General features: G+C 70.3%; 13 protein-coding genes. 4 read left to right on the plus strand and 9 right to left on the minus strand.

Annotation, left to right across the window (positions count from 1 at the left end):
* Positions 1-145: 145 nt before the first annotated feature.
* The gene (locus tag OG734_RS18670; protein WP_330288643.1) at positions 146-892 is read left to right on the plus strand and encodes a DUF6227 family protein; all 747 of its coding nucleotides are present in this window, start codon (positions 146-148) and stop codon (positions 890-892) included.
* Between the two features lie 99 nt (positions 893-991).
* Here the strand turns inward: OG734_RS18670 and OG734_RS18675 are convergent, their stop codons facing one another.
* From OG734_RS18675 to OG734_RS18690, 4 genes are all read right to left on the minus strand, one after another.
* Positions 992-3061: a PTS fructose transporter subunit IIABC gene (locus OG734_RS18675; protein WP_330288644.1), complete on the minus strand. Its 2070-nt coding sequence runs from the start codon at positions 3059-3061 to the stop codon at positions 992-994.
* A gap of 267 nt (positions 3062-3328) precedes the next feature.
* On the minus strand, positions 3329-4276 hold the full coding sequence (gene pfkB / locus OG734_RS18680; protein ID WP_330288645.1) for a 1-phosphofructokinase: 948 nt from the start codon (positions 4274-4276) through the stop codon (positions 3329-3331).
* Entirely contained in the window at positions 4273-5034 is a 762-nt protein-coding gene (locus tag OG734_RS18685) for a DeoR/GlpR family DNA-binding transcription regulator (RefSeq protein WP_330288646.1), read from the minus strand. Before OG734_RS18685 ends, pfkB begins: the two co-directional genes overlap by 4 nt.
* Positions 5035-5244: 210 nt before the next feature.
* Positions 5245-6750: an MFS transporter gene (locus OG734_RS18690; RefSeq protein ID WP_330288647.1), complete on the minus strand. Its 1506-nt coding sequence runs from the start codon at positions 6748-6750 to the stop codon at positions 5245-5247.
* A gap of 62 nt (positions 6751-6812) precedes the next feature.
* Between OG734_RS18690 and OG734_RS18695 the strand changes: the two genes are divergently transcribed.
* Positions 6813-7778, plus strand: a complete 966-nt coding sequence (locus OG734_RS18695) for a helix-turn-helix transcriptional regulator (RefSeq protein WP_330288648.1) — start codon at positions 6813-6815, stop codon at positions 7776-7778.
* 38 nt (positions 7779-7816) lie between these two features.
* Here the strand turns inward: OG734_RS18695 and OG734_RS18700 are convergent, their stop codons facing one another.
* Together OG734_RS18700 and OG734_RS18705 are read right to left on the minus strand one after the other, a co-directional pair.
* The gene (locus tag OG734_RS18700; protein ID WP_330293707.1) at positions 7817-8398 is read right to left on the minus strand and encodes a TetR/AcrR family transcriptional regulator; all 582 of its coding nucleotides are present in this window, start codon (positions 8396-8398) and stop codon (positions 7817-7819) included.
* Positions 8399-9033: 635 nt separating this feature from the next.
* Positions 9034-10035, minus strand: a complete 1002-nt coding sequence (locus OG734_RS18705) for a sigma-70 family RNA polymerase sigma factor (RefSeq protein ID WP_330288649.1) — start codon at positions 10033-10035, stop codon at positions 9034-9036.
* Between the two features lie 189 nt (positions 10036-10224).
* Between OG734_RS18705 and OG734_RS18710 the strand changes: the two genes are divergently transcribed.
* Entirely contained in the window at positions 10225-10743 is a 519-nt protein-coding gene (locus tag OG734_RS18710) for a GNAT family N-acetyltransferase (RefSeq protein WP_330288650.1), read from the plus strand.
* Between the two features lie 118 nt (positions 10744-10861).
* Here the strand turns inward: OG734_RS18710 and OG734_RS18715 are convergent, their stop codons facing one another.
* A complete protein-coding gene (locus OG734_RS18715; protein WP_330288651.1) occupies positions 10862-11653 on the minus strand; it encodes a dioxygenase family protein in 792 nt (263 codons plus the stop codon).
* 133 nt (positions 11654-11786) lie between these two features.
* Here OG734_RS18715 and OG734_RS18720 point away from each other — a divergent pair, with 133 nt between their 5' ends.
* On the plus strand, positions 11787-12296 hold the full coding sequence (locus OG734_RS18720; RefSeq protein WP_330288652.1) for a MarR family winged helix-turn-helix transcriptional regulator: 510 nt from the start codon (positions 11787-11789) through the stop codon (positions 12294-12296).
* A 113-nt stretch (positions 12297-12409) separates the two neighbouring features.
* On the opposite strand, the gene OG734_RS18725 is transcribed toward OG734_RS18720, so the two are convergent.
* Together OG734_RS18725 and OG734_RS18730 are read right to left on the minus strand one after the other, a co-directional pair.
* Positions 12410-13942 (minus strand): MFS transporter, encoded by a 1533-nt coding sequence (locus OG734_RS18725; RefSeq protein ID WP_330288653.1) that lies wholly within the window; start codon positions 13940-13942, stop codon positions 12410-12412.
* Positions 13943-14118: 176 nt separating this feature from the next.
* Positions 14119-14760, minus strand: coding sequence for a TetR/AcrR family transcriptional regulator (locus OG734_RS18730; protein WP_330288654.1), 642 nt, complete (start codon positions 14758-14760; stop codon positions 14119-14121).
* Positions 14761-14983 lie beyond the last annotated feature (223 nt).

Raw genomic sequence — 14983 nt, forward strand, 5'->3', positions numbered from 1 at the left:
GACGGTTTTCGGGGCCGTGCGGGAACTTTTCGCGCGGCCCGGGCGTCTTCCGGACGTAGGTTTTCTCGGTTCCCGGACATGATGTCCGACCGAGGGGCTACGGTATGCACCCACAAGGTGACATGCAGCAACGCCGGGAGAAGCCTTGAGCGTTCCGTACGAGACGGCAGCGTACGAACAACCCGAGTCGCCCGAGTCTCCGGAGGAGCATCTCGAGCGGCTCCTGGGTCGTGCGTTGAACTCCTTCGAACTGCCCGACGACGCGATACGGCGGCTCGACTGCGCGCTGGCGCACGACAGTTCGCTGCACTCCGCGCACCACAGTGCGGGCCTGCACCGCGAGACGTACCGCCACACCTGGCTGCTCGCCGACGGTTCGGCGCTCACCCTCTGGGAGCTGGTGCACAACACGGTGCCCGGCGCGGGTCCGCAAGCCGAGGTGTACGTCGACGAGGAGGAGCTCCGGGCCGCCACGGCCCGGCTCCCGCTGCCTGCGGACGCCCCGGACTTCGAGCTGCCGGTGACGGTGCAGCTCGCGCCGGTTCTCCAGCCGGGGCACATGTACGTTCCCGACGACTCGGCGGACCACGCGCGCAGGTTACTCAGGCGCGCGGAGAACGCGGACCGGCCGGGGACGGACGTCGCCGAGCTGCTGGGTACGGCGTTCGCGCACCAGATCACGCAGGCGTTCGGGCGGCCGTGCCGCGCGGGCCGGGCCGGTCTCGGCTTCTCGCTCTACGAGCACGCCTTCCTGCTGCCGGACGGCGAGGAAGTCTCCCTTTGGGAGGTCGAGCACACGGCCACGCCCGACGGCCGGCACATGTGCGAGGTGTATCCGACGGAGGACGGCGCGCGGGACGCGATGGAACGCCGGGCGGCGCGGGCGTCGTAGCCCGACCCCGGAGTCACATACCTCAGTGGGCACATACCTCAGTGGGCCGATCGCCAAGGCGACCGGCCCACTGGGGTGTTGGCGTGCTCGTTGCTGCGCTTACGCCGCGACCGGCTCCTTCTTCTCCAGCGCCGTCGCCGTCGCGCCCTCCGGCGACTCGGTGGCCGTGGTGCCCGGCGTCGGCTTGCGCATGCTCTTGAGGACGATCACCAGGGCCGTCGTGACGCAGGTGCCGACCGCGATGGCGATCAGGTAGAGGAACGGGCTGCCGATCAGCGGGACCACGAAGATGCCGCCGTGCGGAGCGCGGAGCGTCGCGCCGAAGGCCATCGACAGTGCGCCGGTGACCGCGCCGCCCGCCATCGAGGCCGGGATGACGCGCAGCGGGTCAGCCGCGGCGAACGGGATCGCGCCCTCGGAGATGAAGGAGGCGCCCAGTACCCAGGCGGCCTTGCCGTTCTCGCGCTCGGCCGGGGTGAAGAGCTTCCTGCGGACGACGGTGGCCAGCGCCATGCCCAGCGGCGGGACCATGCCCGCGGCCATCACCGCGGCCATCACCTTCATCGCGGCGTCGCTCGGGTCCTGGACGGCGATACCGGCGGTGGCGAAGGCGTACGCGACCTTGTTGACGGGGCCGCCGAGGTCGAAGCACATCATCAGGCCGAGCAGGATGCCGAGCAGGACGGCGTTTGAGCCGGAGAGGCCGGAGAGCCAGTCCGTCATGCCCTTCTGGGCTTCGGCGATGGGCTTGCCGACGACGACGAACATCAGGAAGCCGACGATCAGCGAGGAGATCAGCGGGATCACCACGACCGGCATGATGCCGCGCAGAACTGGGGGGATCTTGATGCGCTGGATGGACAGGACGATTCCGCCCGCCAGCAGACCCGCGACCAGACCGCCGAGGAAGCCGGCCGCGATGTTCGAGGCGATCATTCCGCCGACGAAGCCGGGGACGAGCCCGGGGCGGTCCGCCATGCCGTAGGCGATGTAACCGGCCAGGACCGGGATCAGGAACCCGAAGGCCACCCCGCCGATCTGGAACAGCAGCGCGCCCCAGCTGTCGACCTGGGTCCAGGAGAAATGCTCCATGACCGAGGGCGCCTTGTTGATCTCCCAGCCGCCGATCGCGAAGCCGAGGGCGAGCAGCAGGCCGCCCGCGGCGACGAACGGGACCATGTAACTCACGCCGGTCATCAGCCACTTGCGCAGCTTGGTGCCGTAGCTGTCACCGGACTCGCCGGCCCGCTCGACGGGTGTACCGCCGCCCTGGGCACCGGCGGTGACCTCGCCGCGCTCGGCCCTGCCGCGTACGTCGGCGATGAGCTGGGCGGGCTTGTTGATGCCGGCCTTGACGCCGACGTCGACGGTCGGCTTCCCGGCGAAGCGTTCCTTCTCCCGTACGGGCACGTCGTGCGCGAAGATCACGCCGTCCGCGTCGGCGATGACCGCCGGGTCGAGGCGGGTGAACCCGGCCGAGCCCTGTGTCTCGACGACGATCTCCACGCCCGCCTCACGGCCCGCGTTCTCCAGCGACTCGGCCGCCATGTACGTGTGCGCGATACCGGTCGGACAGGAGGTGACGGCGACGATCCGGAACGGTCGCCCGCCCCCGTCGGTGCCCGCACCCGTACCCGCATCCGTACCCGTATCCGTGGTACCCGCGGCGGCTTCGGCGGAGGCCGCCGCCGAAACCGCCGCGGAGTCATCGGTGCCCGCCGCCGGGGGCTCGTCGCCGCGGATCAGCGCGGCGGCGCTCGCCGCGTCGCCCACCGACCGCAGCGCCGCCGTGAACTCGTCGTTCATCAGCTGCCGGGCCAGCGACGACAGGATCGTCAGATGGGCGTCGTCGGCGCCGGCCGGCGCCGCGATCAGGAAGATCAGGTCGGCGGGTCCGTCCGCCGCACCGAAGTCGATCCCGGCGACGCTGCGCCCGAAGGCGAGCGTCGGCTCGGTCACGTGTTCGCTTCGGCAGTGCGGGATGCCGATGCCGCCGTCGAGGCCGGTCGGCATCTGCGCCTCGCGGGCGGCCACGTCGGCGAGGAAGCCGTCGAGGTCGGTCACCCGCCCCTTCGCCACCATGCGCTCGGCGAGGGCGCGGGCCGCCGCATCCTTGGTCTGGGCGGACAGGTCGAGGTCGACCAGATCCGCGGTGATCATCTCGCTCATCGCGGGCTCCTTCGCGCGCGTATCGCCCGGGAAGTGGGGTGGGCGGGGCTGGGGACGGGGGTGGTGCGGGTACCGCGGTGGGTGCGGTGGGGGTCCGGGGGAAGAGCGGCGGCTGCGGCGGGGCCGGGGGAACCCCGCCGCGTCAGGGCCGGTTCAGGGGGGACGCGCAACGGGGAACTCACGAGACGGGCTCCCTCAGTACGCGGTCCACGGGCAACCGGACGACGACGGCGCCCGGCGCCACGAAGAGGGTGCGCAGTCGGGAGCTCATGACACCGGCTCCCTCAGTGCGCGGTCCACGGGCACCACACTCGTCACCGTCACGGCGGACAGGTCGAGGTCGGCGGGCGTCGGCATCACGCTGCCGGGCAGCTGGACGGCGGCGGCGCCGTGTGCGACGGCGGAGGCGAGGGCCTCGGGCCCGCTGCCGCCGGCGATCAGGAAACCGGCGAGCGAGGAGTCACCGGCGCCCACATTGCTGCGTACGGTGTCGACGCGCGCGCTGGCGAACCAGGTGCCGGAGCCGTTGACGAGGAGCTGTCCGTCGGCGCCGAGGCTGGCGAGGACCGCGCCCGCGCCGAGTTCGCGCAGTTCCTCGGCGGCCTTGAGCGCGTCGCCGATGGTGGCGAGCGGACGGCCGACGGCTTCGGCGAGTTCCTCGGCGTTCGGCTTGACGACGTCGGGCCGCTCGCGCAGAGCCGCCAGCAGGGCCGGGCCGGAGGTGTCGAGGGCGATCCGGGCACCCGCCGCGTGCGTACGAGCGACGAGGTCGGCGTACCAGGAGGGTGCGAGGCCGCGCGGCAGGCTGCCGCAGCAGGCGATCCAGTCGGCGTCGGCCGACTGCCGGCGCACGGTCTCCAGGAGCAACTCCTGCTCTGCGGCCGAGAGTTCGGGCCCGGGTGCGTTGATCTTCGTCAGGACGCCGTCGGATTCGGCGAGGGCGATGTTGGACCGGGTCGCGCCCGCGACCGGTACCGGCGCGACCTCTATGCCCTGGGCGTCGAGCAGGTCGGCGACGAGCGCGCCGGGCGCGCCGCCCAGCGGCAGTACCGCCACGGTGCGCTGCCCGGCGGCGGCGACGGCCCGCGAGACGTTGACGCCCTTGCCGCCCGGGTCCATCCGTTCGCCGGTCGCCCGGATGACCTCGCCGCGGTCGAGCGACGGGACCTCGTACGTACGGTCGAGGGACGGGTTGGGAGTGACGGTGAGGATCATGCGCGCACCACTTCCGTGCCGCCGCGCTCGAGGTCGGTGGCGTCCTCGGGGCTCAGCCCGCTGTCGGTGATCAGCAGGTCCACGTCTCCCAGGTCCCCGAAGCGGGCGAAGTGCTCCTCGCCGTGCTTCGTCGAGTCGGCGAGGAGCACCACTCGGCGGGCGGCGCCCACGGCGGCCCGCTTCACGGCGGCCTCGGCGAGGTCGGGCGTGGTCAGCCCGTACTCGGCGGAGAAGCCGTTGGCGGCCACGAACAGGACGTCGGCGCGGATCTCGCCGTACGCCCGCAGCGCCCAGGCGTCCACGGCGGCGCGCGTACGGTGCCGGACGCGCCCTCCGACGAGGTGCAGCTGGATGCCGGGGTGGTCGGCGAGGCGGGCCGCGATCGGGAGGCTGTGGGTGACGACGGTGAGCGTCGCCTCCAGCGGGATGGCGGCGGCGAGGCGCGCGACCGTCGAGCCGGCGTCGAGGATCAGGGTGCCCTCGGTGGGCAGTTCGGTGAGGGCGGCCTTGGCGATGCGGTCCTTCTCGTCGGCGTAGGTCGACTCGCGCTCGGTGAGATCCGGCTCGAAGCCGAGGCGACCGGCCGGTATGGCACCGCCGTGCACACGCCGCAGGAGGCCCGCGCGGTCCAGAGCCTTCAGGTCCCGCCGGATGGTCTCCGCGGTGACCTGGAACTGCTCGGCCAGGGACAGTACGTCCACCCGCCCGCCGTCACGGGCGAGCCGCAGGATCTCCTGCTGCCGCTCCGGTGCGTACATGTCCGTTTGCCTCCGACCGGTGCCTACTGATGCCCGAACTTGTGGATTCATCGGGAGGCTACGCCCGGATTTCCGGAAAGTAAACAGGTTCGGGCGTGATACGGACACAATCAGGCATCTGTAAGGGCCCGGCACCAGAGGTGCCGGGCCCTGCTCCACCGCCCTTGCCCAGCCGTCCTCGCTGAGCCGTCCTCGCTGAGCCGTCCTCGCTCAGCCGACGAGGACCTTCTCCCGCTCCTCCTCCGCCGCCGCGTCCTGCTCGGGCGCCGCGACAGGCCGCCCCGGCAGCGCGAACATCACCACGAAGATCACACCCATCAGCCCGGCCACCCACCCCAGCGCGTTCTGGAAGGCGTCCACGAACGCCGGTCCCACCTCGCTCTGCGCCAGCCGGTCCCCCATCGCCCCGAAGAAGACCACCGACACCAGCCCGAGCCCGAGCGCGTTGCCCATCTGCTGCACGGTGTTGATCAGCCCGGACGCCGACCCGGCGTGCTCCTTCGGCACCTCCGACAGCACCGCGTCCGTCAGCGGGGCGACGATCAGGCCCATGCCGGCGCCCATGACCACCAGCGGGAGCGCCATCTGCCAGGAGGCGATGGCCATGCCGTACCGCCCGGACTCCCAGATGTAGATCAGCACGCCGAGGCCCATCACCAGCGCGCCCGCCTGGAGCACCTTGCGGCCGAACCGCGGCACCAGTTTCTGCACGGACATCCCCGCCGCCACCGACACCGCGATCGAGAAGGGCACGCCGGTCAGCCCGGCCCGCAGGGCGCTCCAGCCGAGCCCCATCTGCATGTACAGCGTCCACACCAGGAAGAAGATGCCCAGGCCCACCCCGAAGAGGGTCTGTACGGCGATGCCCGCGGCGAAGCTCTTCACCCTGAACAGCGACAGCTCGACCAGCGGCGAACCGTCGATCCGCGTCTTGCGCTTCTCGTACGCCACCAGCGCGCCGAAGACACCGAGCGCGCCCGCCATCGACAGGTACCCCCACAGCGGCCAGCCCAGCTCGCGCCCGCGGATCAGCGGGTAGAGCAGCATCAGCAGGCCCAGGGTCACCAGGGCGACGCCGACGAGGTCCAGCTTCATGGCCCGCGGGGCCTTCGACTCGGTGATGAATCGGCGGCCCAGGATCAGTCCCGCGATGCCGACCGGCAGGTTGATCAGGAAGATCGGCCGCCAGCCGAGCCCGAACAGGTCCCACTCCGTCAGCAGCGCGCCCAGCAGCGGACCGGTCACCGCGCCCAGGCCGACGATCGCGCCGAAGAGGCCGAACACCTTGCCGCGCTCGTGCGCCGGGAAGGTCGCGTGGACGATCGACAGGACCTGCGGCACCATCATCGCGGCCATGCCGCCCTGGAGGATGCGGGAGGCGACCAGCATCTCCGGGTTCGCGGCGAATCCGCAGAGGGCGGAGGCGAGGGTGAAGCCGCCGATACCGACGAGGAAGAGCCGCTTGCGGCCGTGGATGTCGCCGAGCCGCCCGCCGGTGACGAGGCCGGCGGCGAAGGCGAGTGCGTATCCGGCGGTGATCCACTGGATCTGGCCGAAGGAGGCACCGGCCTCGCGCCGGATGGACGGGATCGCGACGTTGACGATCGTGACGTCGACGAGGTCCATGAAGGCCGCGGTCATCACGATGGCGAGGGCGAACCAGCGCCGTCGGTCCGGCACGGCAGTGAGGCCGGTTGGTGTTTCGGTGGAGGTCATGCGTTCAAGCTAGGACCCCATTAGGTCAGATCGTGTCCTAGTGGTACGGCATCCTCGAACCCATGACGACGGACACACCGGCACGGCTCCTTCAGCTCCTCTCACTCCTCCAGACGCCCCGCGAGTGGCCCGGCGGCGAGCTCTCCGACCGGCTCGGGGTGTCGCGGCGTACCGTGCGGCGGGACATCGACCGGCTGCGTGAACTCGGTTATCCCGTGCAGGCGAGCAAGGGTTCCGACGGCGGTTACCGGCTGGTCGCGGGCAAGGCGATGCCGCCGCTGGTGCTCGACGACGAGGAGGCGGTGGCGATCGCGGTCGGGCTGCGGGCGGGTGCCGGGCACGCGGTCGAGGGGCTGGACGAGGCGTCCGTACGGGCGCTGGCCAAGCTGGAGCAGGTCCTGCCGTCCCGGCTGCGCCGCCGCGTCTCCACCCTCCAGGCCGCGACCACCCCGCTGACCAGCGGGGACGGTGCGGTCATCGCGCCCGAGACACTGACCGTGATGGCCTCGGCTGTGGCCGGGCAGGAGCGGCTGCGGTTCTCCTACCGTGCCAAGGACGGCACCCCCACCAAGCGGCTGACCGAGCCCCACCGCCTCGTGTCGACCGGCCGCCGCTGGTATCTCGTCGCCTACGACCTCGACCGCGCCGACTGGCGCACCTTCCGCGTCGACCGGGTCGCCGACCCCTTCGCGACGGGCGCCCGCTTCGCCCCGCGCGAGCTGCCGACGGGCGACGCGGCGGAGTATCTGCGCCGCTCGATGTACGTACGGCAGGAGGCCTACGTGTTCGAGGCGACGTTCGCCGCCCCGGCCGCGTATGTCGCCACCCGCGTCCCGGCCTGGCTCGGCACCCCCGAGCCCCTGGACGAGCACAGCTGCCGCATCCGTTCCTCCGTCGGCGACGCGGTGGAGTCGCTGGCGGTGCGGCTCGCGTCGGTCGACTGCGAGTTCACCGTCCGGGAACCGGCCGAACTGGTCGAGCGCATAAGGGAGTTAGGGGCCCGCATGACCAGGGCGGCCGGCAGCTGACCGACAGCCCTACAGCCCTACCGCCCTGCCGGCAGCCCTCAGGAGCCCGCGCCGCTCCACGGAAAGTCCCGCAGCGCCCCCAGATTGCGCACCGCCAGTGCCGCCGGGCCGGTCGGACCGTCGGCCGGGGCGTCCCCGGCCGCCCAGGTCTCGAAGGCGACGCGTACGGCAGCACTGGCGACGGCGGCCGTGAAGCGGGCCTCGGGTGAGCCGGCCGGACCCGCGCCCCGGGAGTCCAGTGCCTCGGCCAGCGCGCGTTCCGCCGTCCGGCACCGCTCCGCCCACACCCGCAGCAGGCCGGGGCTCTCCTCCGCCAGCCGGAGCAGGGTGCGGGCCCAGTCCAGGGCGCCCGGTGACACCACGGCGCCGGGCGTCAGCACCTGCCGTGCCGCGTGTTCCAGTGCCTGCGGCACGGACAGCGCGGCCGGAGCCTCGCGCACCGCCTGGGCCCACCACTCCACGCCCGCGCCGAAAAGGGGACCGACGGCCTCCTCCTTGGTGGCGAAGTAGCGGTAGAAGGTGCGCGGGGCGACCCCGGCCGCCTGCGCGATGTCCTCGGCGCGGGTGGCCCGCAGCCCGTGGGTCACGAAGAGTCGCCCCGCCACCCGGGCGATCTCCATCCGGGTCGCGTACTTACGCCGTTCGGTGAGCGAACCGGAAGGACCGGCGGAACCGGCGGAACCGAGTGACACAGAAGAGTCGGCGAAACCGGAGGAACTGGGGTGGGACACGGACGCCACGTTATGCCGCTGTGGCAGAATCTGCCATTCGGCGGGCCACCCCGGTGTTCAGGTACGGGGTGCCCCGCCGTTGATGCGAACCGGCGGCGACTCCGGAAGCGCATCGGAGGCAAAAGTGAGCCGGGCCCCGGCACCTGGGGGGGGTTAGGTGCCGAAGCCCGGCTTGGGAAGGTCCCGACGCTGGGGGGGTTTGCGTCGGGACTTGGCTCAGGGGATCCGAGGCGTTGCCGCCCGGACCCGAAGTCCTGGGCCCTGAGGTCTTGTGCCCCGGACCCGGTGGTTTGAAGCAGCCTGACACCGCTATCTTTGCGCGGCCTTCCGCCACCCCGCGCACGCGACCCCGAACAGTCGTACGCCGCCCGGCGCACGAAGCACCAAACGCGCCCCCGGTACCGATTCCGGTACGCCTGTCCAGCGCCCCCGAAGGGGCGCGGGGCTGTATCGACATGCGGCTCCGCCGCGCGGGCGCGAGCCCTCACCGGGCCCGCGGCAGACAACCCGCACACCCAGTGGAACTAAGCCGCCGCGTCGAACCCCGTGTCCCGTGCCAGCTTCTTGAGTTCCAGCAACGCATGCTTCTCGATCTGCCGAATCCGCTCACGGGTGAGCCCGTGCTCCTTGCCGACCTCGGTCAGCGTGCGCTCCCGGCCGTCGACGATGCCGTACCGCATCTTGATGATGGAGGCCGTGCGCTGGTCGAGGCGGCCGATCAGGTCGTCCAGTTCCTCGCTGCGCAGAAGGGTCATGACGGACTGCTCCGGCGAGACCGCCGACGTGTCCTCCAGGAGGTCGCCGAACTGGGTGTCGCCATCGTCGTCAACCGACATGTTCAGCGAGACCGGGTCTCGGGCCCAGTCCAGGACGTCGACCACCCGCGCCGCGTTCGTGTCCAGTTCGGCCGCGATCTCCGCAGGCTCCGGGTCCCGCCCGTTCTTACGGTTGAACTCGCGCTGCACGCGCCGGATCCGGCCCAGTTCCTCGACCAAATGGACGGGGAGGCGGATCGTGCGCGACTGGTCGGCTATGGAACGGGTGATGGCCTGACGGATCCACCAGGTGGCGTACGTCGAGAACTTGAAGCCCTTGCGGTAGTCGAACTTCTCGACCGCGCGCACCAGGCCGGCGTTGCCCTCCTGGATCAGGTCGAGGAGGGGCAGGCCGCTGCGGGGGTAACGGCGCGCCACGGCGACGACCAGCCGGAGGTTGGAGCGGATGAAGATGTCCTTGGCCCGCTCGCTCTCGGCGACGAGCGCCTCCAGCTCCGGGACGGTGGCGTCCGCCTTCGCTTCTGCCTCGCCGTCGAGGATCTGGCGCGCGAACACACCGGCCTCGATGGTCTGCGACAGCTCGACCTCCTTCGCGGCGTCGAGCAACGGGGTTCGAGCTATCTCGTCCAAGTACATGCCGACCAGGTCGCGGTCGGCGATCTCGCCGCCATGGGCGCGAACACTGCGTGCGCCGCCGACGGTCCCGCCGGTGGCGGAAGACGTACGACGGGCGACGGCACGGGTTGCCATGCGTGCTCCCTTGCGATGTTGGGTCAGCGGGTGGTCGTTGATATCCCTGTTGGTCTCTGAACGCTCAGCACACTCCTCGCGTGCCCGGCATCCGAAGGAAACAACGCCTGGAATCAGGACAGAATTCCCAACCCACCCCGCTATTTTTCTGATCTTGCAGTACCCTGTGCCGCCACACGAGGAGGCGAAATGTCGTCGGAACATACAGAGGTGCAGGTCAGGTCGGGTGTCGAGGCTGACCTCGAAGCTCTAACCGACCTCTACAACCACTACGTGCGCGAGACACCCACCACGTTCGACGTCAAAGTCTTCACACCGGAAGAGCGCCGCCCTTGGCTGCTCTCCTACCCTGAAGACGGCCCGCACCGCCTGATGGTTGCCACGGACATGGACTCACAGCGGATTCTGGGGTATGTCACATCCGGCGCCTTCCGTGCGAAGCCGGCGTACGGCACCACCGTGGAGGTGACCGTCTATCTCGCTCCGGACGCGGGCGGGCGCGGAATCGGCACCCTGCTCTACAAGGCCCTTTTCGAGGCGCTGGCCGGCGAGGACGTGCATCGCGCCCTGGCGGGGATCGTGACACCGAACGAAGCGTCCGTGCGGCTGCACGAACGCTTCGGGTTCCGGTACGTCGGGACGTACCGCGAGGTGGGCCGCAAGTTCGGCCGTTACTGGGACGTGGCCTGGTATGAGAAGGAACTCTGAGGGCGGGAAGGAACTCTGGGTGCGAGAAGGGGCTCTCGGCCCGCTCTCGCACCCTTCTCCCTGACCCTTCCGCCCCCCGGACGCCTGCCCGAAGGGGCCGACTGCCCGCCCGCGAGGGTCAGCCGAACTGAACCGACCGCTTGGCCATCCCCAGCCAGAAGCCGTCGATGACCGACCTCTGTGAGTCCAGCTCGCCGGCCACGTCGGCCGCGCCCATCGTCACGAAGAGCGGGGCGAAGTGCTCGGTGCGCGGGTGGGCGTACCGGCCCGCCGGGGCCTTGTTCAGGAAGTCCAGCAGGCCGTCGACGTCCCGTGTCTCCAGCGCCCGGCGGCCCCAGTCGTCGAACTCGCTCGACCAGGTCGGCACTCCGGGGCCCGTGTGCCTGAGGGCGGCCAGGTTGTGGGTGAAGAAGCCGGAGCCGACGATCAGCACACCCTCGTCACGCAGGGGCGCGAGCTTGCGCCCGATGTCCATCAGTTTCACCGGGTCGAGGGTCGGCATCGAGATCTGCAGGACAGGGATGTCCGCCTCGGGGAACATCTCCACCAGCGGGACGTACGCGCCGTGGTCGAGACCGCGGTCCGGGACGTCCTGGACGGGTATGCCGGGGGCCCGCAGCAGCTTCCGTACGGACTCGGCGAGTTCGGGGGCGCCCGGGGCGGCGTACTCGACCTGGTAGTAGTGCTCGGGGAAGCCCCAGAAGTCGTAGACGAGGGGGATCGTTTGGGTGGCGCCGATGGCGAGCGGGGCCTCTTCCCAGTGGGCGGAGACCATGAGGATCGCCTTGGGGCGGGGCAGGTCGGCCGACCAGGCGGCGAGTTCGCCGGGCCAGATCGGGTCGTCCGCCAGCGGAGGGGCACCGTGACTGAGATAGAGCGCCGGCATGCGCTCCTGGATGTCGGCGGACATGTCGACTGCTCCCTTCCTGGGACCTTTACCGCTCCTGCTTCAAGTCTGCATCTTGAAGTCTCAAGCTTCTTGCATACTGAACATACATCTTTTTGGTTTAAAATTCAAGGACGGGGAACGTAGAGTGGAGTACATGAACACAGCATCTACATCCGGCGAGGAGCCCCGCTGGCTCACCGACGAGGAGCAGCGCACCTGGCGCGCCTACATGCACGCCGTCACCCTTCTCGAGGACCATCTCGACCGCCAGCTCCAGCGCGACGCCGGCATGCCGCACGTCTACTACGGCCTGCTCGTCGGTCTCGGCGAGGCCGCGGACGGGCGGCTGCGTATGACGGAGCTCGCGATGAAGGCGAAGATCACCCGCTCCCGCCTCTCGCACGCCATCGCCCGCCTGGAGAAGAACGGCTGGGTACGACGCGAGGACTGCCCCTCGGACAAGCGCGGCCAGTTCGCGGTCCTGACCGACCAGGGCCGGGAGGTGCTCCGGCGCACCGCTCCCGGCCATGTGCGCGCCGTACGCCAGGCGTTGTTCGACCGGATCACCGACGAGCAGCTCAAGGTGCTCCACGACGTCATGGAGACCGTCGCCGAGGGCCTCCAGCCGAAGGACGCGAACGCGGATCTGCCCTGGCTCCGCTGAGCGCGGAACCAGGGCAGATCCTGGAGTCGTACGTCACGAGGTGTCCCCACCCCGCGTGACGTACGGGGTGACCCGAAGGGGTACGAAGGGTCCCGGCGGAGCAGGGGCCGGGGTCAGTGGGCGACCACCGGAACCTTCAGCTCCTCCTCGGCGCCCTCACCGCTGACCGAACTCATGTCCGGGCGGCCGGCGTTGATGAAGGTGAACGCGATACCCGCGGCGGCGACCAGGATGCCGACGGCGAACCAGATCGCGCTGGTGTAACCCTCGACCATGGCCTCCAGCTGGACCAGCTGCTGCTGGGAGCGGGAGGTCGCGCTGCCGATGTGGTCGGCGACGTACGACGTGGTGGCCGAGGCGGCGATCGTGTTCAGCAGGGCCGTACCGATCGCGCCGCCCACCTGCTGCGAGGTGTTGACCATCGCGGAGGCGACACCGGAGTCACGCGGTTCGACGCCCAGCGTGGCCAGGGACATGGCCGGCATGAACGCCGTACCCATGCCGAGGCCGAGCAGGAGCATCGCCGGCAGGAGCAGGGCCGCGTACGAGGAGCCGATCTCCATCTGGGTCAGCAGCAGCATGCCGAGCGCGGCGACCAGGAAGCCCGGGCCCATCAGCAGCCGCGCCGGGACGCGGGTCATCAGTCGGGCACCGATCTGGGTGGAGCCCGTGATCATGCCCGCGATCATCGGCAGGAAGGCGAAGCCGGTCTTGACCGGCGAGTAGCCCTTCACGATCTGCAGGTAGTAGGTCAGGAAGAGGAACAGACCGAACATCGAGATGATCGCGAGGCCCAGCGAGAGGTAGACGCCGCCGCGGTTGCGCTCGGTGATGACGCGCAGGGGCAGCAGCGGGGCCTTGACCTTGGACTCGACGAACACGAAGGTCGCGAGGAGCAGCGCCGAGGCGACGAACAGACCGATCGTCAGGGAGTCGCTCCAGCCCTCGGACTCGGCCCGCGTGAAGCCGTAGACGAGGGAGACCAGACCGAGGGTGGACAGGACGACGCCCGGGATGTCGAGCGGCGAGCGGTTGCGGCTGCCGGACGGCTCACGGATGACGAAGTACGCGCCGAGGGCGGCGACGATCGCGAACGGGATGTTCACGAAGAACGTCCAGCGCCAGTCCAGGTACTCGGTGAGGAAGCCGCCGAGGATCAGACCCACGGCGCCACCGCCACCGGCGATCGCACCGTAGATGCCGAACGCCTTGGCGCGCTCCTTGGCGTCGGTGAACATCACCGCGAGCAGGGAGAGAGCGGCGGGCGCGAGCAGCGCGCCGAAGGCACCCTGCAGGGCGCGGGAGCCGAGGAGCATCGCCTCGTTGGTCGCCGCGCCGCCCAGGGCGGAGGCGGCCGCGAAGCCGATCAGACCGGTGACGAAGGTGTTCTTGCGGCCCCAGATGTCGGCGATCCGGCCGCCGAAGAGCAGCAGTCCGCCGAAGGCCAGGGCGTAGGCGGTGATGACCCACTGCCGGTTGCCGTCCGATATCCCCAGGTCCTGCTGGGCGGAGGGCAGTGCGATGTTCACGATGGTCGCGTCGAGCACGACCATCAGCTGGGCGAGCGCGATGAACGTCAGCGCCTTCCAGCGGTTGGAGTCGGGAGCCGGCGCCTTGGCGGCGGCAGCCTGGGCTGTTTCGGACATGGAGATACCCACTTCGGGACTTCGTGACGGAAAAAAGGACGAAGAAGATGAAGAAGAAGACGGAGAAGACGAAGAAGGGGACAGGTCGTCGACGCTGACGGCCGGAAGTCTGGTGTGGTGCGATGTGGCGTGCCGTGCTGTGAGTGGTGACTCGGATACGGCGCTGGACTAATCGGTCAGGATCGGCGCAGGTCCTCCATCGTCACGGCCGTGCCCGGCAGTTCGGAGGGGGCCGGGGCCCGCAGACCGTCCAGGAACAGCTGCAGGTGGCGGTGGACGAAGCGGTCCATGCTCACGCACGCCGTGCCTGCCGGAGGGCGGCTGAGCTGGGCCACGACGATCATCACGTCGCCCACGCCCACGTCGGTGCGCAGCAGGCCGGCCGCCTTGGCGCGGTCCATGATCTCCTCGGTGAGCTCTTCGACCCGCTCCCGCGCGGCCTCCAGGTCCGGGTGGTGCTTGTCGAAGGTGCTGGACATCATGGGGCAGAGCGCGCTGAGTCGCTCGTCGGCGGCGACATGCACGAAGCGCTCCAGCGCCTTGAAGGCGTCGCCGGTCTCGGCGAGCGCGAGCTCGGCCGCCTCGGACGTGCGGTCCATGACCGAGCAGACGACCTCCCGCACGAGGGCGTCCCGGTCCGGGAAGTTGCGGTACACCGTGGCATTGCCGACGCCGGCCCGGCGGGCGATCTCGTCGATCGGCACCTCGGCGCCGAACTCGACGAACATCTCGCGGGCGGCGGTGACGATCCGCTCCCGGTTGCGCAGGGCGTCGGCACGCGGCCGGGTCACCTTCTGCACACGGATCGCGGTCTGCACGGCGTACTCCTTTGTGAACCTTGCGTTGCGATCCGGGGAGTCACTCCCCGTTTCGCTCGGACACATGGCTAAACGGGGAAACGCTCCCCGGTTATTTCCCGCATCCGCACAGACTTCCTGTGACCTGAGTCACAGCAGCTTCGGCGGGATACCCACGATCGGTCTCCTCCAGCGCGCGCCCGCGCCGACCTCGACACAGGGTGATCGAAAGGGTGCAGTCCGA

This window comes from Streptomyces sp. NBC_00576, assembly GCF_036345175.1.
GTDB lineage: Bacteria > Actinomycetota > Actinomycetes > Streptomycetales > Streptomycetaceae > Streptomyces.

Excerpts from the sequence above, each read along its gene's own strand:
- OG734_RS18725 (WP_330288653.1), bottom strand. The coding sequence starts at position 13,942 with ATGTCCGAAACAGCCCAGGCTGCCGCCGCCAAGGCGCCGGCTCCCGAC.
- OG734_RS18710 (WP_330288650.1), top strand. The coding sequence starts at position 10,225 with ATGTCGTCGGAACATACAGAGGTGCAGGTCAGGTCGGGTGTCGAGGCT.
- OG734_RS18695 (WP_330288648.1), top strand. The coding sequence starts at position 6,813 with ATGACGACGGACACACCGGCACGGCTCCTTCAGCTCCTCTCACTCCTC.
- OG734_RS18700 (WP_330293707.1), bottom strand. The coding sequence starts at position 8,398 with ATGGAGATCGCCCGGGTGGCGGGGCGACTCTTCGTGACCCACGGGCTG.
- OG734_RS18685 (WP_330288646.1), bottom strand. The coding sequence starts at position 5,034 with ATGTACGCACCGGAGCGGCAGCAGGAGATCCTGCGGCTCGCCCGTGAC.
- OG734_RS18690 (WP_330288647.1), bottom strand. The coding sequence starts at position 6,750 with ATGACCTCCACCGAAACACCAACCGGCCTCACTGCCGTGCCGGACCGA.
- OG734_RS18720 (WP_330288652.1), top strand. The coding sequence starts at position 11,787 with ATGAACACAGCATCTACATCCGGCGAGGAGCCCCGCTGGCTCACCGAC.
- pfkB (WP_330288645.1), bottom strand. The coding sequence starts at position 4,276 with ATGATCCTCACCGTCACTCCCAACCCGTCCCTCGACCGTACGTACGAG.
- OG734_RS18715 (WP_330288651.1), bottom strand. The coding sequence starts at position 11,653 with ATGTCCGCCGACATCCAGGAGCGCATGCCGGCGCTCTATCTCAGTCAC.
- OG734_RS18675 (WP_330288644.1), bottom strand. The coding sequence starts at position 3,061 with ATGAGCGAGATGATCACCGCGGATCTGGTCGACCTCGACCTGTCCGCC.
- OG734_RS18705 (WP_330288649.1), bottom strand. The coding sequence starts at position 10,035 with ATGGCAACCCGTGCCGTCGCCCGTCGTACGTCTTCCGCCACCGGCGGG.